The following is a 20,095-nucleotide window of genomic DNA, read 5'->3' on the forward strand; positions in this document are numbered from 1 at the left end:
TCGACCTCTTTTCGGCGTTCAGCCGCGGAACCAGTGCTGCGGCCGGGGTTGGATGTTCTGCCAGATGTGCTTGGGCTCTCGGTACTCGTCCAGGCCGGTCGGTCCCAACTCCCGGCCCACGCCCGAGTGTCCGAAGCCACCCCATTCCGCTTGCGGCACATAGGGGTGGTAGTCGTTGATCCACACCGTGCCGTGCCGCAGCCGCCGGGCGACCCGCTGGGCCTTCCCGGCGTCCTGGGTCCAGACGGCTCCGGCGAGTCCGTACTCGGTGTCGTTGGCGATGCGTACGGCGTCGTCCTCGTCGGTGAAGCGCTCAACGGTCAGCACGGGCCCGAAGGACTCCTCGTGCACGACCCGCATGTCCTGCGTGCACCCGTCGAGCACGGTCGGCGGGTAGAAGTGCCCGTCGGCGAGGGCGAGTTCGGACGGCCGCTCGCCACCGCACCGCAGCACGGCACCCTCGGCGATCCCGGCCTCGACATACGCCTCGACCTTCTCGCGGTGCTGCGCGGAGATCAGCGCCCCGGTCTCGGCCTCGGGATCGAAGGGCCCGCCGAGCCGGATCTGCCGCGCACGACGCACCACTTCGTCGACGAACCGGTCGTGCAGCGAGTCCTCGACGATCAACCGGGCGCCGGCGGAGCAGACTTGGCCGGAGTGCAGGAAGACGGCCGTGAGCGCGAAGTCCACGGCCGTCTCGAAGTCGGCGTCGGCGAAGATGACGTTGGGGTTTTTACCACCCAGCTCCAGCGCGACCTTCTTCACGGTCGCGGCGGCGGTGGCCATGATGCGTTTGCCGGTCTCCAGGCCCCCGGTGAAGGAGACCATGTCGACGGCGGGGTCCTCGGAGAGCGGCGCGCCCACCTCGGGCCCGGTACCGAGGACGAGGTTGGCGGCACCGGCGGGCAGCCCGGCCTCCTCCAGCGCCTTCATCAGCAGGATGGAGGTGGAGGGCGTCAGCTCACTGGGCTTGAGGACAACGGTGTTCCCCGCGACGAGCGCCGGAGCGACCTTCCAACTGGCTTGCAGCAAAGGGTAGTTCCAGGGCGTGATGAGCCCGCACACCCCAACGGGCTCATAGACGACCCGACTGACGGCGTCGTCCCGCCCGGTGTCGATGACCCGCCCGGCGTCGGTCCCGGCGATCCCGCCGTAGTAGCGGAAACAGGAGACGACGTCGGCGATGTCGTACTCGCTCTCCACCAGCCGCTTGCCGGTGTCCAGCGACTCGGCGCGGGCGAACTCCTTGGCGTCACGTTCGAGGATGTCGGCGGTGCGCAGTAGCAGCGCGCCGCGCTCGCGCTCCGGGGTGCGCGGCCAGGGTCCCTCGTCGAAGGCGCGGCGGGCAGCGGCGATCGCGGCCTCGGTGTCGGGACGCGTTCCCTCGGACACGGTCGCGGTGAGCGTGCCGTCGGCGGGACAGCGGATTTCACGGTGACCGCCGGCCACCGCATCGCGCCATTCTCCGTCCACATACAGGTCTGCCACGTGTGGAGCCCTTCGAGCGAATTTCGTTGCGCATCACGCACCGTATTGCTTGTGGTGGAACACCCTGGCGAATGTGCAGACATACGTCAAGGGGTTGGCAGATGACGATTTCGCCATGCGGCCCATTGCGCGGTCACCTCTTGACCGCGGGCGGCGCCCGGCCCAACCATGTTGCGTATCGCTCACCTTGTTGTGCAATACGCACCGACGGAGGCCTCCCATGTCCCCTCGACCGCACCCTGGCCGCGAATTCGTCCTCACTCTCTCGTGTCCGGACAGCGCCGGACTGGTCCATGCAGTGAGCGGCTTCCTCGTCCGGAACTCCGGCAACATCCTGGAGAGCCAGCAATTCGATGATCGACTCAAGGACCGCTTCTTCATGAGGGTCCACTTCGACGTTTCCGATCCAAACGCCGACCTGAAAACTCTGCGTTACCGATTCGGCCCGGTCGCCGAGGCCTACCGCATCTCCTGGACCCTGCGGGACGCCTCGACTCCCACCAGAACCCTGATCATGGTCTCCAAGTTCGGCCACTGCCTGAACGACCTGCTGTTCCGCCAGCGCACCGGCGCGCTCAACATCGAGATCCCGGCGATCGTCTCCAACCACCGGGACTTCGAGGGCCTCGCGGACACCTACGGCATCCCCTTCCACCACGTCCCGGTCACCAGGGACACGAAGGCCGACGCCGAGGCGCGCCTACTGGAGCTCGTACGCGACCTGGACATCGACCTGGTGGTGCTGGCCCGCTACATGCAGATCCTCTCCGACGACCTCTGCAAGCAGCTCGAGGGCCACGCCATCAACATCCACCACTCCTTCCTCCCCAGCTTCAAGGGCGCCCGCCCCTACCAGCAGGCGTACGACCGCGGAGTGAAGCTCGTGGGCGCCACGGCGCACTACGTCACACCGGAGCTGGACGAGGGCCAGATCATCGACCAGGACGTGGTGCGGGTGGACCACTCCCTCGACCCGGAGGAGCTGGTGACGGTGGGGCGGGACGTGGAGGCGCAGGTGCTGGCGCACGCGGTGAAGTGGCACAGCGAGAGCAGGGTGATGGTGGACGGGAATCGGACGGTGGTGTTTCGGTGAGGGGGTGGGGGTTGTATACGGCGTGTGGTGGCGGGACTTGAAACGCAGGCCGGCAATATCCAGCCCGTCCGGCGTTTGAGGACGAGGCCCCTTCAGGGCCGATGGGGGTCTGGGGGCGCAGCCCCCAGCGGCTACTCCCCCAACCTCTCCAACGCAGCCCGGCGCCACCGTTCCGTCTCGGCAACCTGGTTAAACGTAAACACGTGCAGGCCCGCCACCCCCGCCGAGGGCCCGGTGAGCGCCTCCGCACTACGGGCAAGCAACCGGTCCGGCGAGTAACCCCCGGGCGCAGCGAACCGTAGAAACCAGGACGCGTGCTTCGTGAGGAACCGCGTCGACTCCCCCACCCCGATCTTCGTCGCCATGGCCAACAGCTTCGCCCGCTGCACAGGCCCCGCGACGCCGACGTACAACGGCAGAGTGACGTCACGCCGCCGGATCCGACCGACCCACTCCCCCAGCACGCGCGCGTCGAAGCACAGGTTGCTCACGATGTACGTCGCGTGCGTGCGCTTGTCCCACATGGCCTGGATGGTGAGGTCGTCGTGGATGAGGGGGTGGCTCTCGGGGTAGCCGGTGATGCCTACGCGGGCGAACGGGCTGCCCAGCTCGCTCAGCCTGCGCAGCACCGGCAGGGCCCCGACGTAGGCCCCGGCGGGTGGATCGGCGTCTCCGGCGGGCACGAAGACGTCGTCGACACCCGTCTCCCGGAGCCGGTCGACGACATCCTTGAGATGCGCGTCGTCCCGCAGCAGCCGTGCCGGCATGTGCGGGACCACGCGGTAACCGTGCGCCGCGAGCCGCTCGACGAGGTCGAGGGTCGGCTCCAGGCCCTTGACCGGCGACGCCGTCACGGTGACGACGACGTCGCGCGGTACATGGGCGAGGACCTTCTCCTCGGTCGTCTTCGCGGGCAGCACCTCGTAACGGACGCTCGACAGGAGCGCCTTGAGACCGTTGCTGCCCAACACGCCCTACCCGGCCTGCTTCTGGGCGTCGCGGTGCCGGTAGTACACGGCCTTCGACGGAGCCAGTGGCTCCTTGCCGAGGATGAGGTCGGCCGCCTTCTCGGCGATCATCATGACCGGCGCGTAGATGTTGCCGTTGGTGACGTACGGCATCACCGACGCGTCGACGACCCGCAGCCCTTCCACACCGTGCACCCGCATGCTGCCGGGATCGACAACGGACATCTCATCGGTGCCCATCTTGCAAGTGCAGGACGGATGGAGAGCGGTCTCCCCCTCCTTCGCGACCCACGCGAGGATCTCCTCGTCGCTCTCCACGGACGGGCCGGGCGAGATCTCCCCGTCGTTGTACGGGGCCATGGCGGGCTGGTTGAGGAGCTTGCGGGCGACCCGGACCGACTCGACCCACTCGCGCCGATCCTGTTCCGTGGACAGGTAGTTGAAGCGCAGCGCCGGGTGCTCCAGCGGGTCCTTGCTCTTGATCTTCACCGAGCCGATGGCGTCGGAGTACATGGGCCCGACGTGCACCTGGTAGCCGTGGCCGCCGGCCGGCGAGGAGCCGTCGTAGCGGACCGCGATCGGCAGGAAGTGGAACATCAGGTTGGGGTAGTCGACGTCCTCGTTGCTGCGCGCGAAGCCGCCGGCCTCGAAGTGGTTGGTCGCGGCGGGACCCTTGCGGAAGAGCCACTGCAGCCCGATGAAGGGGGCGCGCCACTTCGCCATGTACGGCTGCATGGAGACGGGTTGCTTGCAGGCGTACTGGATGTACACCTCCAGGTGGTCCTGCATGTTCTCGCCGACGCCCGGCAGATCGTGGACGACGTCGATGCCGAGCGCGCTCAGCTCCTCCGCGTTGCCGACTCCCGAAAGCTGAAGCAGCTGCGGGGAGTTGATGGCGCCGCCGCAGAGGATGACCTCGCGGGCGCGCACCTGCTGGACCTTGCCGCGGTGCCGGTACTCGACGCCGACGGCCTTCTTGCCCTCGAAGAGGACGCGGGTGACCATCGCGCGGGTGGTGACGGTGAGGTTGGGCCGCTTCCGCACGGGCTTGAGGTACGCCTTGGAGGCGGAGAGCCGACGGCCCCGGCTGACGTTGCGGTCGAAGGGCGCGAAGCCCTCCTGCTGGTAGCCGTTGACGTCGTCGGTGCGCGGATAGCCCGCTTCCTGGACGGACTTGAGGAAGGCGCCGAACAACGGGTTGGCAGCGGGGCCGCGTTCGAGGACGAGCGGGCCGTCGTGGCCGCGGAACTCGTCGTCGGGCTCGGCCGCGAGACAGTTCTCCATGCGCCGGAAGTACGGCAGACAGTGCGCGTAGTCCCAGCTCTCCATGCCCGCGTCGGCGGCCCAGCGCTCGTAGTCCATGGGGTTGCCACGCTGGAAGATCATGCCGTTGATGCTGCTGGAACCGCCCAGCACCTTGCCGCGCGCGTGGTAGATGCGCCGGTCGCCCATGTGCGGCTCGGGTTCCGACTCGTACTTCCAGTCGTAGAACCGGCTGCCGATCGGGTAGGTCAGCGCCGCGGGCATGTGGATGAAGACGTCCCACGGGTAGTCGGGCCGACCGGCCTCCAGGACCAGCACCTGATGGGCGGGGTCCGCGGAGAGCCGGTTCGCCAGTGCGCTGCCGGCGGATCCACCGCCGACGATGACGAAGTCGTATTGCAGGGGAGCCATGATCTCTCGTCTCGCTCGCGCCGTAGATACGCGACGCATGCTAATACGGGTATCGCCATACGCACTAGGTTGCGAGACACGCAACTTGCAAGGTCCGGGTTTCGGAGGTGTTACGTGCCCGGCGTCGATCGCTCCAGGCGGTGGGAGACGGGTTCTCCGGCTCAGCGACCGACCGAGGATTCGTTCCGGACCGCCCGGAGCGGGGCGCCGGCTCTCCCCAGGACAGCCGGCGCCCCCCTTCCGTCTCCGTTCAGGTCAGCGGCGGTGCGCGCCGCAGTGGCGGGCCTGCTCCACCGCGGTGGCCATGGCCTGCTGGCCGAGGGCGTTGGGGTGGGCGGGTGCCGCAGGGGCCGTCGCGACCAGCGGTTCGATCCAGCGCTCTCCGGCGGGGCGGCACATGTCGTGTCCTGTCGACGGGGTGTACGTGTCGACGTAGCCCGCGCCGTTCGCGGACGCCTGGCTCGCGAGCATCGCGTTGAGCTTCTTCTCGGTGTCCCGCAGATAGGCGAAGTCACCGGCCGCGATCGGTACGGCGGAACTGGTGCAGCCGACCCCGTCGTCCGGGAACAGGTCGGGGTAACCGACCACCAGGACCTTGGCCCGAGGGGCCCGCTGCCGGATCGCGTCCAGCGCCGCGGCGATCTTGGGAGCGGTGTCGTCGACCCGCTGCGCCAGCCGGTCGGTGCCGTCACTGGTGAAGAAGGTCCGGCACGGGTTGCCCGTCGGGTCCTTGGCCGCCAGTCCGGCGCAGGTGGCCAGATTGCTGGAGAACCCGATGTCGTTGCCACCGATGGTCAGCGTGACCACGTCCGTGTCCGCGCCGAGCGCGTCCAGCTGCGGCTGCTGCGCACCCTGGGTTCCGGCCAGGGCCGTCGTGGTGGCACCCGAGCAACTGACGTCGGTCAGCTGCCAGTTCCGCGCTGCCGCGAAGAGGGACGGATAGTTCTGGTCGGACCGCGCGCACGCGGAGTCGACCTGGGTGGGGATACCGGGGCCGGAGGCGTACGAGTCGCCCAGCGCAACGTAGTTCACGGTGCGCGGGGTGGGTGTCGCGGCGCTCGCGGCTGTCGCCCCCGCGGTGGACAGGGCCATCGCGCAGGACGCCACCACGGCGCCTCGCAACAGGCCACGTCGGCCGGGGTATCGCTCGGTCTGCTTGTTCAAGTCCATCCATTCGTCGGGCCCCCGGAGCGCTCGTCGAGTCACTCCGCCAACGGTCGTGCGGTGCGGGGGCGTTGGGCTGTCGATTCGTGAAACGGCGTACGCATCAAGGAGGTTCACTCGTGGATGCACCCAGGTCGCTGAGGGTCGCGGCCTATTGGTTGTGGCTGCGCCGAAGGTGGGACTCGGCATAGGCGTGGGCGCGGAAGGCGAGCACGGGGTCGTCGGAGAGCTGGATACCGGCGGTGACACGGGTCGGGTTGAAGGCCTGCGTGTTCCAGAGATCCTGGTCGTCGGCCGGTGCGTTGATCTCCAGACGCCCGGCGTTGATCTCCTTGCGGTGGTCGGGCCAGACGGTGCTGGGATCGTGGGTGGGGTCGTCGGGTTCGGCGAGCTGGATCCGCAGGTTGAACGCCACCGGTGCCTGTTCAAGGCGCTCGTGCAGTTCGTCGGTCAGGTAGTGGGCGGTGCGGGTGGCCGCCTCGTCCGCGCTCAACTCCACGCGTCCGGCCACCGGTTCCCAGCGGTAGCGCACGGCCTGCCTGGCGCCGACCGCGTCCACCCAGATGAAGGCGTGGATGGCCCAGTAGGCGGCGGAGGCGTAGCTGACGGGTATGGGCGGCTGCTGGGCGACGGCTTCGGCCAGGTGGGGGTGGGCCTGGACGAACGCGACCACCTGGGCCGGGTCGGGCTGGTGGGACACGGGGTCGGGGCGCAGGGCCTCGGTCAGTTCGAGGAACTCCCGGGGCGTCGAGGCCACGAAGCGCGGAACGGTGAGGGCGATGAGGTCGGTGTCGCTGCCGTCGTGCAGATGGAATCGGGTGGCCATGCCGCGGGTGACGGGGGCGGTGTCGGGGGTGTGCGGATTTCCCTCGGAGTTCGAGAACCGTACTGTCGCCGGAACCGGCCGCGTCTGCAGATGTGCGGCCGTGGTCAGGGCCGCCGCGTCCCCGGTGGGAGTGAAGGTGGCCCGGAAACCGGCCCCCCGAGCACTGGAGCGGCGGTATCCCGGGAACCTCCCGCTCATCCGCTCCATGCTGTTGACCACCTGGGCGGCCAGGGTCTGATCTGCGGGACTGCTCGGCATGTCATTCCTCCGAAGACGCAACACGTACGGAGCCTTGGCCAGGGTGACCCGCGTGCTGCGGATACTCGTCAGCGATGTCGGCGCGTGGCTGACGAGCGGACGGGCACAAGGCGTGCGGGGGCGGGGGGACCGCCCTCGGACGAGCCGTTTCGCAGGACTCGCCGTATGCCGTCTACGAGCCGCTCCCCGACCCGGTTCACTCAACAGCCGACCGACTTCGGGTGCATCAGGCCGAGTTGGTGCTGATCGACGGGCTCGACCTCGCGGGCGGTTCCGCCGACGCGCTGGCGGTCGACGTGGCTCCGGCGGACGTGGCGTACGTGATGTTCACCTTGGGGTCGACGGGGCGCCCGAAGGGCGTGATGGTGGAGCACCGGTCGGTGGTGCGGTTGGTGTGCGGGCAGGAGTACGACGTGCTCGGGCCCGAGGCCGTACAACTCACGCTCGCTCCCCTGGCGTTCGACGCGACCACCTGGGAGCTGTGGGGCCCGCTGATCCACGGTGGCCGCCTGGTGGTGGCCCCGCCCGGCGGGGTGGGGGTGGCCGAACTCGGCGGGCTGACAAGCCGATACGGGGTGCGGAGCCTGTTGCTGACCACGTCGCTGTTCAACGCGGTGGCCGACGAGGACCCGGGGGTGCTGACGGGGCTGGAGCGCATTCTGGTCGGCGGCGAGGCGTGTCGGCGCGCCATGTGCGGGCAGCGCAGCGGGTGGTGCCCGGGCTGCAAGTGGTCAATGCCTGCGGGCCGACCGAGGCAACAACAGTGGCTTGCGCCTACATGATTCCGGCGCTGGACGACCAGGCGCAGAGGGTGCCCATCGGGGCCCGATCGCCAACACCCGGGCACTCGTTCTCGTCGTCGACCCCTTCGGCGAGCCCGGCCAACGGATGTACCGCACCGGCGACTTGGTCCGCTGGACCACTGACGGCGTCCTCGAATACCTCGGCCGCACGGACGACCAGGTCAAGATCCGCGGCTTCCGCATCGAACCCGGCGAGATCGAAGCAGCACTCACCGCTCACCAAAGCGTCGCCCAGGCAGCTCTTCTGGTGGGTGAGGACATCCCCGGTGACAAGCGGCTGGTCGGCTGTCTGGTCCCCACCGGCGAGGCCGACCCCGATGTCGCCGTACAGGTGAAGGCGCACATGGCGGCAGTGCTCCCGGACTACATGATCCCCTCGGCACTCGTCGTACTGGACCGGCTGCCGGTGACCTCGAACGGCAAGCTCGCCCGACGCGCCCTGCCCGCCCCGGTCATCGCGTCGGGCGGCGGCCGTAAGCCTGCCACCGAGAAGGAGGAGATCCTCTGCGCTCTCTTCGCGGAGATCCTCGGCCTGCCCGAAGTCGGCCCCGACGACGACTTCTTCGCACTCGGCGGCCACTCACTGCTCGCGACCCGGCTCATCAACCGCATCCGCACAGCACTCGACGTGGAGATCGCTCTGAGCGCGTTCTTCCACAACCCCGTTCCCGCTCAGCTGGTGAAGGTGCTGGGTGAGCGCAAGAGGGAGCGGCCCGTTCTGCGGCCGAGGTCCGCGCGCAATACCTGAGGCCCGGCGGGGAGGCCGCAGCCTGCGGCCTCCCCGTAACTCAGGTCATCGATGCCGGCCCGGGCCGTTCAGCACTCCGCTGAAACCGGCGAGCAGGGAAGGGTTGCTGGAGAGCCATGCCTGTACCCGGTCGGCCCGCATCTCGCCGCTCGGGCAGGACTGGAAGTACTCGTTCAGCCTGTCCAGCAGGACGCCGACCGCGCGGCGGGCCAGCGGTTCGCGTATCCGGTCGTGCGCCTGGGCGGCGCGGTCCATCCATGTCCGTGCGTCGCTGGGCAGTGAAGGGTCGGCCGGGCCGAAGGCCGCGACCACCACCAGGCCGATGGCGGACATCGCTCTGCGGTCGAGCGGTGCCGTGGGGCTGTTCCAGACGCCGGCGAAGACGGTCCACGCGTCCGTGAAGCGGCCGTCGTGGATCGCGAGTGCTCCGCGCAGGATGGCTGCCGCGGCCCGGAGGTCGTCGGCGCTCAGTTCGTCCGCGAGCCGGGCCACCTCCGAGAGCCGGTGCTCGGCGGTCCCGACCTCTCCCTCCGCGATGTCCAGGCACACCATCCTGAGCGCGGTGTACGCGTAGAGGGCACGGGCGCCGATGGCGTGGAGGATGCGTGTCGCTTCGGTCCAGTGCTCGCGGGCGTGGGCGCGCAGGCCGCCGCTCTCGTCCGCGTCGCCGCAGAGCACGAGGGAGAACGCCTTGGCGTAGTCGTCGCCTGCGGCGCGTGCCGCCGAGACGGCGGCCCGGCCGTGAGCGCGGGCGGCGTCGATGTCGCCGGCCTGGAGGCAGTACGTCGTCCAGTTCGTCTGGAGGACCGCCCGGTCCCAGTGGAACTCGGTGCCTGCGATGCCTTTCTCGGCCAGCACGAAGAGTTCCTCCACGTCGTCGTGCCGCCCCCGCAGCATGGCGTGGAGCGGCTCGTGGCAGGGTCCCAGCACGGCGAGGTCGGGGTTCTTCGCCTGTCGCCAGGCCGCCTGGTAGCGGTCGATGAGGAGGTCGGCCTCCGCGTGCCGACCGACGACGTGGTTGAGCCAGATCAGCCAGGTGAGGGCGTAGAAGAGGGCCCGTTCGTCCTCTTCCGTGGGGCCTGCGGCGGGTTGCTCGGCGGTGTCGTAGGCCTGCAGGCTGCGTTGGAGGCGGTCGATGCCTTCTTCCTCGCGGCCGCTGATGGTCCAGTAGTAGCCGCGTCGTGCTTCCAGCGCGAGGGCCTGCGCTGTTCTCGCCCTGGACATCAGGAGGTCCGAGGCCGCCCTGATGTTGGCGGATTCGGCGGTGTGGCGTCTGATCCACTCGCCCTGGTCTCCGGGCGTGATGCCGTCGGTGCTGTCGTGCGCGAGACGCAGGGCCCAGGCCATGAAGCGTTCCTCCGCCTCGGCCGCCCGTCCTTCGTCCCGGAGCCGGTCCAGTGCGTACTCGCGGACCGTCTCCAGCATCTTCAGTCGGCTGCCGTCGGGCGTCCGGACCGTGAACAGGAGGGATTTGTCGACCAGTTGGGCCAGTACCTGGAGGATCTCGTGGGGGTCCGCCCCGGGCGGGAGGATCGCCGTCTCGGCCGCGTCGAGGGAACAGCCGCTGACGTACAGGGCGAGTTCCGTCAGCACCCGCTGCTCGGTGGCGTCCAGGAGGGTGTAGCTCCAGTCGAGGACGGCGCGCAGGGTGCGGTGCCGGGCGGGGGCGCTGCGCTTCCCCTTGGCCAGCAGGGCGAAGCGGTCGTCGAGGCGCCGTTCGATCTCGCGTACCGGCAGCAACCGCACGTGTGCGGCGGCGAGTTCCACCGCGAGCGGCAGTCCGTCCAGCCTGCGGCACAGTGAACGGATGTCGTGCGCCGTCGTCGGTCCTGCGGCGAAGGACGGGTCGATCATCGCGGCCCGGGCGCTGAACAGGTCCGCGGCTTCGCCGTCGGGCATCGGCGCCAATGGGTACAGCGTTTCGCCCGCGACGGCCAGCGGTGCCCTGCTGGTCGCCAGGACGGTCAGCGCGGGGCACCGGCCGAGGAGGGCCGCGACGAGCGGGGCTACCGTGTCGAGCAGGTGCTCGCAGTTGTCGAGCACGAGGACCGCCCGACGTCCGGTCAGGAACGAGGTGAGCCGGTGCACATAGTCGTGCGGCGGCTGGTCCGGCCGGACGGCGGCGTCCGAAAGACCCAGTGCTCCGGCGATCACCGCGAGGACGCCCGCGCCGTCGGCCGAGGTCAGATCGACCCACCAGAGATCGTCGTACGACGACTTCAGCAGCATGCACGCTTCGAGAGCGAGGCGGGTCTTGCCCACACCGCCCAGTCCTACGACGGTCACCAGCCGCTCCCGGTCCACGACCGCGCACAGCCCGTCGAGGTCCTCGCCCCGGCCGACGAACGGGCCGAGGGGGTGGTCCGGGGCGCCTTCGCAGGGGGTCGGCCGGGAATCGGCGTGTGCCGAGGTCAACCGTGCGGAGTCCGTGGTCGCCGGGTCGTGGGCGAGCATCTCCTCGTGCAGGGAACGCAGTTCGGGGGACGGGTCGACGCCCAGCTCGGACCGCAGCAGCGTGCGGCCGGCTTCGTACACGTCCAGGGCCTCGGCATGCCGCCCGCAGCGGTGGAGGGCGAGCATCAGACGCGCCCGGGACCGCTCGCGCAGCGGTGCGCCGGACACGAGTGCCGTCAGCTCGGGGACGAGTTCCTCGGCGCGGCCGAGCTCGAGACCGGCGGCAGCCGCGTCCTCCCGTGCGCTCAGGCGCAGTTCCTCGAGTCGCAGCCGCTCGGCGTCGAAGAACCGGCTCTTCAGATCGTCCAGCGCGCGGCCCCGCCACAGTGCCAGCCCCTGCCGGAGCGCGTCCTCGGCCTGCCCGTACGCCCCCGCCGCCAGGTGCGCGCGCCCTTCGCGGACCGCCGCCTCGAAACGGACCGTGTCGAGCTCGTCCTCCGGGCCCAGCACAAACCGGTAACCCCCGTGCTCCGACCGCAGCCGCCCGCTCTGCCCCCGTGTCGCAAGCGCCCCGCGCAGCTTCGTCACCTGGACCTGAAGCGCGTTGACCGGGTCCTTCGCCTCGCGTTCCTCCCACAGTTCGTCGATGAGGGTGTCCCGGTGCACGACCGCTCCCCCGGCCAGCAGCAGTCGGCCCACGATCGCCCGGGAGACGGCACCGGGCAGAGCGACGGCACCGCTCCCGTCGGCCAGCTCCAGGCGGCCGAGCAGTCGGAAGTGCATGGCCTCATCGTTCATGTCTCAGCCTGTGTCCGTGGGGGGCCGGTTGCTTTGTCCTACAGCTGTGTCGTCCTACAGCTCTACGGTGAGCGCCGACGATCGACGCGCGACGAACCCCCGATCGACAACCGGTCGACAGGGTTCCCAGCACATCCGTGACCCTACGAGGTGGCCGGCGGTTACCCGCAAGGGATGCTGGTACCCGTTGGGTACTATCGCCGGATGACGAAGACATCGGGCCTCTGCGACGACCCCAAGAGCGTCTACTCCGCGGCCTGCCCCTGCCGCGACATGCTGGACCTGCTCGCCAACAAGTGGAGCGCTCTCGTACTGGGGGCGCTCGAGGACGGTCCACGGCGCTTCGGAGCACTGCGCGACCGACTGCAGGGCGTGAGCCCCAAGGTCCTCACCCAGACGTTGCGCCGCCTGGAGGACTACGGCCTGATCAACCGGCGGATCTACCCGGAAGTGCCGCCCCGCGTCGAGTACAGCCTGACCCCGCTCGGCAAGGACGCCTGTGCGCCGCTCTCCCATCTGCGGACCTGGGTGGAGCAGAACATAGACCGGTTCCCCGAGTCCGCCTGACTCCACGATGTTCCGACTCCACGACGTTCGGGGTTCTTCGCAGGTTCCCCACCCCAATACTTCCCTTTGGGAACTAGGCTCCCTTGAAGGTTACTACCTCCCGATGGGTACCTTGCGGGCCGTGGCCGCCGTTCCTCGTCGGCCCACCGTACGAATCGAGGGAGATCCCTGATGAGCGAGACCTGGAAGACGTCGACGATGCCCGCCGTCGCCTATCGCAAGAGCCTGCCGATCGATGACGACGAGAGCCTCGTGGACGTCGAACTGCCCGTGCCGCAGCCGGGTCCGCACGATCTGCTCGTCCAGGTCGAGGCCGTCGCGGTCAACCCCGTGGACTACAAGGTCCGGCAGAGCAACGACCCGGGCGGCGAGCCCAAGGTCCTCGGCTGGGACGCCGCCGGCACGGTCGTCGCGGTCGGTGAGCAGGTCGAGTTGTTCGAGGTCGGCGACGAGGTGTTCTACGCCGGCGCGATCGACCGGCCGGGCACGAACGCGCGCTTCCACGCCGTGGACGAGCGCATCGTCGGCCGGAAGCCCAGCACGCTCTCCTTCTCTGAGGCGGCGGCGCTGCCCCTGACCTCGCTGACCGCCTGGGAGGGCCTGTTCGAGCGCCTGGGCCTGCGCCAGGGTGCCTCGGAGGAGACCGGCACGCTGCTGGTGACCGCGGCGGCGGGCGGTGTCGGAGCCATGGTGGCCCAGCTGGCCCGCGCCCTCACCGGCCTGACCGTGATCGGCACCGCCTCGCGCCCGGAGAGCGTCGAGTTCGCCCGCCGGATGGGCGTGACACACGTGGTCGACCACCATCGCCCGCTGCAGGCACAGGTCGCCGAGGTGGCGCCCGGCGGGGTGGACCACATCTTCGGCACCGCCGGTACGGACCGGAACCTCGCCGCGTACGCCGAGATCCTCAAGCCGTTCGGCGGGCTGCTCGCCATCGACGACTTCGGTGCCGTGGAGATCGGCCTGCTGAAGGCGAAGAGCATCTCCTTCCACTGGGAGCTGATGTTCACCCGCTCCCTGTACCGGACCCCGGACCAGGTGGCGCAGCACCACATCCTCGGCGAGATCGCCCGGCTCGTCGACGCGGGTACCCTGCGCACCACGGCCACCCGGGACCTCGGGACGATCAACGCCGCCCATCTGCGGGAGGCGCACCGCATCCTGGAGTCCGGCTCCACCATCGGCAAGGTGACGCTCACCGGATTCTGATCCTTCTGTGAACCTCTTTCTTCCCCGACCCGTTTACAGAGCGGAAGAGGAACAGGCCTTCTCGTAACCATGGAAAGGTGACGGGCATGCGAGTCATGAGGTTCACGCAGGAGCAGAGAATTGGCCATCTGCTCAGCTGGGCAACCGAATGGAACGGGACGCGGCGAGGACGAAGTATGTGGGCGTACTCGCTGAGTCTCGGAGGTTCTCATGCCCTTCTGAACGACTGGGTCAACAACGAGAAGCTGATGGACCTCCTCTCGACGGAAGAGAGGAGCGTGATTGACGCGGCGCGCCGACGGGCGACTCAACGCGAGACCGCCGGGAGTCGCAGAGCCCGGTAACGGCGTATGTCCATCAGCCTTTTACCGAATTACCGAGACAGGGAGCACCGGGGTCGCCGGTGCTCCCTCTCGGTTTTCCGGGTCCTCGTGGGAGGCACCCCTCACAAGGTGTGGCCCCGCTCGGTCAGCGCGGTCCGCAGGGCCCTGAGGGCAAGGTGTGTGCGGGACTTGACCGTGCCCGGCGGTATGCCCAGGGTCTTCGCCGTCTCGGCCACGGACCGGTCCAGGAACTCGACGTGGACGAGGATCTCGCGGTGCTGCAACGTCAGGTCCGCCATCGCCTCGCGCACGATCTTCTTGCTAAGGGCCGCGTCCATGCGTTCCGGACCGGGCATGTCGTTCAACGCGGTGTCGACCGTCTCCGGCGGGCGGGCCTGCCGGGCGCGGTAGCCGTCGATGACGAGATTGCGGACCACGGTGACGAGCCACGGCCGGATGCCCTCCGCCCCTGGATCGAGGATCTCGGCGTTCTGCCAGGCGCGCAGAACGGCCTCCTGGACCAGGTCCTGGGCCTGATGGCTGTCGCCCCAGAGCAGGCCGGTGGCCACTCTCAGCAGGAACACACCATGCTTGTCGTAGACGGCGCGGATGAACGCCTCGTCGTGCGTCCTGTCCCGGTCTCCTGTGCTGTACCTCATTGCCACGTTCCCCCATTGCGCCGCCGGCTGTGCACGGCGCACCAACTCGTTGAAAGCTGAACGGGGCAACCTTCAGGGGGACCTCTTGCCGGCCGCTTAATCTCCGCTTGCCTGGCCTGCGCCTGTCAGGACAGACGCAGGAAAGGGCTTACGGGCGGAGGCCGGGGACGCTCAGGAGCTGTCTCCCGGTAACTCCGCAAAGGCCGCGCGGACCGCCGCCTCCCGCAGTTTGGGGAGCTTGCCGGACCAGTCGCCCAGCATCGCCTCGGCAGGCAGTCTCCGGACGGCTGCGAGAGTGGTGTGGATCTCGTCCACGTCGCCCGCACAGGCCCGGCACTCCCGTACATGACTGTCGACGCGTACCGCTTCCGCGGGATCGAGGGCTGCCATGACATAAGCAGCCAGTTCGGTTTTCCCCTGTTCGCATTTCACCGTGCGGTCTCCTGGGATCAAGTCGGTGCCGGCCGAGTCCTATTCCGGAGCGATGTTGTGGTTGTTGACCCGAAAGAGATTCCGCGGGTCGTAGCGTTTCTTCAGGGCGCGCAGCCGCTCCAGGTCCTCGGCGGTGAACACGTTCTCCGCCCGGTCGTCACGACCGGCGAAATTCGTGTACGAGAGTCCCGTGGCCCAGGGGCTCAGGCGCTCGATCATTCCGCCGAGCATGGACATTCCGGCGTCGACGACCTCCGGCGGCCCGACGGTCGCTCCCCACACGTTGAACACGGCGTCCCGGGCGGCGACGGGACCCGCCGCGATCGGCCGACCGGCCAGCGCTCCGCCGAGATGCCTGATCTCCAGGACCGTGACGAGACCGCCGGCGGCCACCTGGGCGCTCTCCACGAGGGACTCGACGGCCTGGGCCGGCAACTCGGCCAGGAGGGCGCCCTGTTCCTCGTACGGGAAGGGGTCGACCGGGTCCGTGTGCACGACGGGGAACGCGCCGTAGGGGTGGCGGGCGACGGTGTCGAGGATCCCCTCGCCGATGGCCCGGAAGGGCGCCATGAGCTTCTCGGCCTCCTCGTCGGAGCCGAGGTGGGTCACCCGTACGTGGGCCAGGAACCGGCCGCGCAGCGGTTCGGGGATCTCCGGGACCGGCGGGAAGTTGAGCAGGGCCACGGAGCAGGTGAAGGCGTCGGGCGCGGCGCGGACGACCTCGGGGAAGGCGCGGAGCACGGCCTCGACGTCCTCGGCGGGGAAGTAGATACCGCCGCCGTAGAAAGAGGTCACGGGGAAGAGCCCGATCTCCAGCTCGGTCACGACACCGAAGTTGCTGCGTCCGCCGCGCAGGCCCCAGAACAGCTCGGGTTCCGCGGTCGCCGAGACGCGCCGCAGCACGCCGTCCGGTGTGACGACCTCGATCGCCACGACGTGGTCGGCGCCCCAGCCGAAGGACCGGCCCAGGAACGGGCTGAGTCCGCCGCCGAGGGTGAAGCCCACGGCTCCCACGAGGGGGCTGGACCCGTTCAGCGGTGCCAGGCCTTCCGCCTGCGCCGGTTCCACGACGTCCGACCAGCGCGCGCCGGCCCCCACGCGGGCCACACCGCGCTCGGTGTCGATCTCGACCGTGCGCATCGCACCCGTCGTGACGAGCAGGAAGCCGTCCTCGGCGGGGAAGGGCTGGTGCCCGGTGGCCATGACCCCGACGGGCAGGTCACGCGCGGCGGCGAAAGCGACCGCGGCCCGCACATCAGCGGCGCCTGCGGCCGCGACGACCAGGCAGGGCCGCTGCTGGGAACGCAGGTTGAACCCCGCGGTCGCCGCCGCGTAGCCCGCGTCGCCGGGGACGAACACGAATCCCTGGATCCGGTCGGCCAGTTCGGTGACGGTGTCTTCTCCCAGAGCGGTCGGCCCCTGGTTTTCGGTCATGGTGCTGTGCCTTTCGTCGGCGCGACGGCCACGTGGGGAGCAAGGGATACGGCTCCTCGACGCGACCGGGTGCCGTCCGATGGCTGCTACGGCGCACACCCCGAAGAGGTTCACGAAACGCGCACATGACCACTCAGCAGAAGGCGGCCAGTACCGAGGGGCCGCCCGAGAGCGAGTCGCGCCCACCGGCCCCCGGCGGGTCCTGCGTGTCCAGCCTGTCCAACATCGCCCCCACCGCGTGCCGGGCCAGCGGCTCCAGCAACCCGGCGTGCATCCGACGCGCCCGCTCGATCCAGGCCTGCGCGTCGTCCGGCGCGGTGGGCCCCGGCGGACCGAATCTCGCCAGGACGGCCAGCCCGACGGCCGACACCGCTCTGCGGTCGGGCGGCGCCTGCGGGCAGTGCCAGACCCGGTGGTAGACGCGTTCCGCGTCCGCGAAGCGGCCGTCCCTGAACGCCAGCAGTCCGCGCAGGTTCGCCACGGCAGCCTGGAGGTCGTCCGCGCTCACTTCGTCCGCGAGCCTGCTCACGTCCACCAGCCGCTGCTCGGCCGCGGCGAACTCCCGCTCGGCGATGTCCAGACAGGCCAGCCGGAGCACGGCGTACGCCCAGCGGGTGCGCGCCCCGATGGCACGGAGGATGCGGGCCGCCTCGGTCCACTGCTCACGAGCCCGGTCACGGAGTCCGTCGCTCTCGTCCGCGTCGCCGCAGAGAGTGAGGGAGAAGACCCGGGCGAAGTCGTCGTCCGCCGCGCGTGACGCCGCGACGGCGATCAGACCGTGCCGGCGGGCCCCCTCGACGTCCCCGTGCTGCAGGCAGTAGGTCGACCAGTTGGTCTGCAGGACCGCCCGGTCCCAGTGGAACTCCGTGCCCACCACGGCGGCCTCCGCCGCGGCGAAGAGTTCCTCCACGTCGTCGTGCCCGTGGAGCATCGCGTGGAGCGCGTCGTAGCAGAGGCCCAGGACGGCGAGGTCGGGGTTCTTCGCGTGCTGCCAGGCCGCCTTGTGCCGCACCATGTAGGACCTGGCTTCGGCGTGATGTCCGGCGACGTGGTTGAGCCAGGTGAGCCAGGCGATGGTGTGGAAGAGTGCCCACTCGTCCTCCTCGGTGGGCTCCTCGGTCCGCCGGCCCGCTGCGGCGTCGTAGGCCTGCAGGCTGCGGTGGAGGCGGTCGATTCCCTCCTCCTCGCGGCCGCTGATGAACCAGAAGTAGCCCAGCCGTGCCTCCAGCAGGAGGGCCTTGGCCTCCCTGGAGGTGGCCGTCATCAGTTCCGACGCCGCCCTGATGTTGGGGGCCTCCTCGGTGAGCCGCCGGGCCCACTCCTTCTGGCCGCGGGAGGAGATTCCCTCGCTGCCCTCGCGGACGAAGCGGGCGGCCCACGCCATGAGGCGTTCCTCGGCTTCCGGCGCCCAGCCCTCTTCTCTGAGTCGCGCGAGCGCGTACTCGCGGACCGTCTCCAGCATCCGCAGCCGGTTCCCGTCGGGTGTGGCGACCGGGACGAGGAGGGACTTGTCGACCAACTGGGCCAGTACATGCAGCAGTTGGGCGCTGTCCGCCCCGGGGAGCGGGGTGGCCGCCTCGACGAGTTCGAGGGAGCAGCCGCCCACGTAGAGGGCCAGTTCCGTCAGCAGTCTCTGCTCGGTGGTGTCGAGGAGGGCGTAGCTCCAGTCGAGGACGGCACGCAGGGTGCGGTGTCTGGCCGGTGCGGTGCGGTCGCCCTTGGTCAGCAGGGCGAAGCGGTTGTCGAGGCGGGCCTCGATCTGCCGGACGGACAGGAGCCGGACGTGCGCGGCGGCGAGTTCCACCGCCAACGGCAGTCCGTCGAGCCTCCGGCACAGCGAGCGGATGTCGCGCAGCGCCGCCTCGTCCGGGACGAAGGACGGGTCGATCATGGCGGCGCGGGTGCCGAACAGGTCCGCGGCCTCGTCGTCCGGCATCGGCGCCAGCGGGTGGAGCACCTCGGCCGGGACCTCCAGCGGCGCTCTGCTGGTGGCGAGGACGGTCAGTGCGGGGCACCGGCCCAGCAGCGTCGCCACGAGCGGGGCGACGGCGTCGAGCAGGTGCTCGCAGTTGTCGAGCGCGAGTACGGCCCGCCGTCCGGCGAGGAACGAGGTGAGCCGGTGCACATAGTCGTGCGGCGGCTGGTCCAGCCGGACGGAGGTGTCGGACAGGCCGAGTGCGGAGGCGACCACCGCGAGCACGTTCGCGTCGTCGGCGGTGGCCAGGTCGACCCACCACACGTTGCCGCCGGACGGCTGGACCAGCGCGCACACCTCCAGGGCCAGGCGCGTCTTGCCGACGCCGCCCGGTCCCAGCACGGTCACCAGCCGCTCGCGGTCGACGACTTCGCGCAGCGCGTTCAGCTCCTTGCGCCTGCCGACGAACGGGCCGAGCGGTCGGATCACGTTGCCTTCGGCCTGGGTGGGCCGGTCCTCCGTGCGCGTCAAGGACAGCCGGTCGGACGCGGGGAACGGTCCTTGGAGTGACGGGTCGTGGCGGATCATCGTGGCGTGCAGGGAGCGCAGCTCCGCCGAGGGCACGACACCGAGTTCGGACTTCAGCAGCCGACGGCCCGTCTCGTAGACCTCCAGCGCCTCCGCGAACCGTCCGCAGCGGTAGAGCGCGAGCATGAGACGGGCCCGGGACCGCTCGCGCAGCGGTGCGAGGGACACGAGGGCCTTCAGCTCGGGGACCATGTCCTCCGCACGGCCGAGTTCGAGGCCCGCGGTGGCGGCGTCCTCCAGCGCGCCCAGCCGCAGATCCTCCAGGCGGGTCCGCTCGACTTCGAAGACCCGTCCTTCCAGGCCGTCCAGGGCGCGCCCGCGCCACATCGACAGCCCCTGCCGCAGGGCGCTCTCGGCCTTCCGGTACTCCGCCGCCGCCAGGTGCTCCCGGCCTTCGCGGACCACGGTCTCGAAGGCGGGTACGTCGACCTCGTCCTCCGGCCTGAGGACGATCCGGTACCCGCCGTGCCCGAACAGCAGGCGCGTGTCCTCGCCCCGCGCCGCGAACGCGGCACGCAGCTTGGCCATCTGCACCTGAAGCGCGTTGACCGGGTCCTTGGTCTCGCGCTCCTCCCACAACTCGTCGATGAGGGTGTCGCGCTGCACGACCGCTCCGTGGGCCAGCAGCAGCCGGCCCACGATCGCCCGGGACACCGGGCCCGGAGGGATGACCGCGCCGCTGCCGTTCACCAGCTCCAGGCGGCCGAGCAGTCGAAAACGCATGGGCGCCATTGTGCCGTGGGTGACCAAAAGC

General features: G+C 69.9%; 15 protein-coding genes. 5 read left to right on the top strand and 10 right to left on the bottom strand.

The window, feature by feature from the left end; translation table 11 throughout:
* Window positions 1-18: 18 nt before the first annotated feature.
* Complete coding sequence (locus OO70_RS17595) at window positions 19-1,488, bottom strand: aldehyde dehydrogenase family protein (RefSeq protein ID WP_043671325.1); 1,470 nt, start codon at window positions 1,486-1,488, stop codon at window positions 19-21.
* Between the two features lie 220 nt (window positions 1,489-1,708).
* On the opposite strand from OO70_RS17595, the gene purU reads away from it, so the two are divergent.
* Window positions 1,709-2,581: a formyltetrahydrofolate deformylase gene (gene purU, locus OO70_RS17600; protein WP_043671328.1), complete on the top strand. Its 873-nt coding sequence runs from the start codon at window positions 1,709-1,711 to the stop codon at window positions 2,579-2,581.
* Between the two features lie 131 nt (window positions 2,582-2,712).
* Here the strand turns inward: purU and OO70_RS17605 are convergent, their stop codons facing one another.
* From OO70_RS17605 to OO70_RS17620, 4 genes are all read right to left on the bottom strand, one after another.
* A complete protein-coding gene (locus tag OO70_RS17605) occupies window positions 2,713-3,549 on the bottom strand; it encodes a methylenetetrahydrofolate reductase (RefSeq protein ID WP_043672671.1) in 837 nt (278 codons plus the stop codon).
* A gap of 6 nt (window positions 3,550-3,555) precedes the next feature.
* Window positions 3,556-5,223 carry a choline dehydrogenase gene (gene betA, locus OO70_RS17610; protein ID WP_043671331.1) on the bottom strand — a complete coding sequence of 556 codons (1,668 nt, stop codon included), beginning with the start codon at window positions 5,221-5,223 and terminating at the stop codon, window positions 3,556-3,558.
* Between the two features lie 255 nt (window positions 5,224-5,478).
* Window positions 5,479-6,393 (bottom strand): SGNH/GDSL hydrolase family protein, encoded by a 915-nt coding sequence (locus OO70_RS17615; protein ID WP_407702780.1) that lies wholly within the window; start codon window positions 6,391-6,393, stop codon window positions 5,479-5,481.
* Window positions 6,394-6,538: 145 nt separating this feature from the next.
* A complete protein-coding gene (locus tag OO70_RS17620; protein ID WP_043671333.1) occupies window positions 6,539-7,471 on the bottom strand; it encodes a catalase family peroxidase in 933 nt (310 codons plus the stop codon).
* Window positions 7,472-7,692: 221 nt separating this feature from the next.
* Here OO70_RS17620 and OO70_RS51265 point away from each other — a divergent pair, with 221 nt between their 5' ends.
* Together OO70_RS51265 and OO70_RS51270 are read left to right on the top strand one after the other, a co-directional pair.
* Window positions 7,693-8,253: an AMP-binding protein gene (locus OO70_RS51265; RefSeq protein WP_051741325.1), complete on the top strand. Its 561-nt coding sequence runs from the start codon at window positions 7,693-7,695 to the stop codon at window positions 8,251-8,253.
* On the top strand, window positions 8,240-9,022 hold the full coding sequence (locus OO70_RS51270; protein WP_234336859.1) for a phosphopantetheine-binding protein: 783 nt from the start codon (window positions 8,240-8,242) through the stop codon (window positions 9,020-9,022). Before OO70_RS51265 ends, OO70_RS51270 begins: the two co-directional genes overlap by 14 nt.
* 45 nt (window positions 9,023-9,067) lie before the next feature.
* Here OO70_RS51270 and OO70_RS17630 read toward each other — a convergent pair whose 3' ends face one another.
* Complete coding sequence (locus tag OO70_RS17630; protein ID WP_234336860.1) at window positions 9,068-12,214, bottom strand: BTAD domain-containing putative transcriptional regulator; 3,147 nt, start codon at window positions 12,212-12,214, stop codon at window positions 9,068-9,070.
* A 204-nt stretch (window positions 12,215-12,418) separates the two neighbouring features.
* On the opposite strand from OO70_RS17630, the gene OO70_RS17635 reads away from it, so the two are divergent.
* Together OO70_RS17635 and OO70_RS17640 are read left to right on the top strand one after the other, a co-directional pair.
* Entirely contained in the window at window positions 12,419-12,781 is a 363-nt protein-coding gene (locus OO70_RS17635; RefSeq protein WP_051741329.1) for a winged helix-turn-helix transcriptional regulator, read from the top strand.
* 171 nt (window positions 12,782-12,952) lie between these two features.
* Complete coding sequence (locus tag OO70_RS17640) at window positions 12,953-13,990, top strand: zinc-binding alcohol dehydrogenase family protein (RefSeq protein WP_043671336.1); 1,038 nt, start codon at window positions 12,953-12,955, stop codon at window positions 13,988-13,990.
* Window positions 13,991-14,435: 445 nt separating this feature from the next.
* On the opposite strand, the gene OO70_RS17645 is transcribed toward OO70_RS17640, so the two are convergent.
* From OO70_RS17645 to OO70_RS17660, 4 genes are all read right to left on the bottom strand, one after another.
* Window positions 14,436-14,972: a sigma-70 family RNA polymerase sigma factor gene (locus OO70_RS17645; protein WP_043671337.1), complete on the bottom strand. Its 537-nt coding sequence runs from the start codon at window positions 14,970-14,972 to the stop codon at window positions 14,436-14,438.
* Between the two features lie 171 nt (window positions 14,973-15,143).
* On the bottom strand, window positions 15,144-15,404 hold the full coding sequence (locus OO70_RS17650) for an anti-sigma factor family protein (RefSeq protein WP_267881218.1): 261 nt from the start codon (window positions 15,402-15,404) through the stop codon (window positions 15,144-15,146).
* Between the two features lie 39 nt (window positions 15,405-15,443).
* A complete protein-coding gene (locus OO70_RS17655; protein WP_051741331.1) occupies window positions 15,444-16,838 on the bottom strand; it encodes an FAD-binding oxidoreductase in 1,395 nt (464 codons plus the stop codon).
* A gap of 133 nt (window positions 16,839-16,971) precedes the next feature.
* On the bottom strand, window positions 16,972-20,064 hold the full coding sequence (locus tag OO70_RS17660; RefSeq protein WP_043672683.1) for an AfsR/SARP family transcriptional regulator: 3,093 nt from the start codon (window positions 20,062-20,064) through the stop codon (window positions 16,972-16,974).
* Window positions 20,065-20,095: the final 31 nt, after the last annotated feature.

It is taken from the genome of Streptomyces xylophagus (assembly GCF_000716435.1).
GTDB lineage: Bacteria > Actinomycetota > Actinomycetes > Streptomycetales > Streptomycetaceae > Streptomyces > Streptomyces xylophagus.

Coding starts and splice junctions, on each gene's coding strand:
- purU (WP_043671328.1), top strand. CDS start 1,709: ATGTCCCCTCGACCGCACCCTGGCCGCGAATTCGTCCTCACTCTCTCG.
- betA (WP_043671331.1), bottom strand. CDS start 5,223: ATGGCTCCCCTGCAATACGACTTCGTCATCGTCGGCGGTGGATCCGCC.
- OO70_RS17615 (WP_407702780.1), bottom strand. CDS start 6,393: ATGGACTTGAACAAGCAGACCGAGCGATACCCCGGCCGACGTGGCCTG.
- OO70_RS17620 (WP_043671333.1), bottom strand. CDS start 7,471: ATGCCGAGCAGTCCCGCAGATCAGACCCTGGCCGCCCAGGTGGTCAAC.
- OO70_RS17630 (WP_234336860.1), bottom strand. CDS start 12,214: ATGAACGATGAGGCCATGCACTTCCGACTGCTCGGCCGCCTGGAGCTG.
- OO70_RS17635 (WP_051741329.1), top strand. CDS start 12,419: ATGACGAAGACATCGGGCCTCTGCGACGACCCCAAGAGCGTCTACTCC.
- OO70_RS17640 (WP_043671336.1), top strand. CDS start 12,953: ATGAGCGAGACCTGGAAGACGTCGACGATGCCCGCCGTCGCCTATCGC.
- OO70_RS17645 (WP_043671337.1), bottom strand. CDS start 14,972: ATGAGGTACAGCACAGGAGACCGGGACAGGACGCACGACGAGGCGTTC.
- OO70_RS17655 (WP_051741331.1), bottom strand. CDS start 16,838: ATGACCGAAAACCAGGGGCCGACCGCTCTGGGAGAAGACACCGTCACC.
- OO70_RS17660 (WP_043672683.1), bottom strand. CDS start 20,064: ATGCGTTTTCGACTGCTCGGCCGCCTGGAGCTGGTGAACGGCAGCGGC.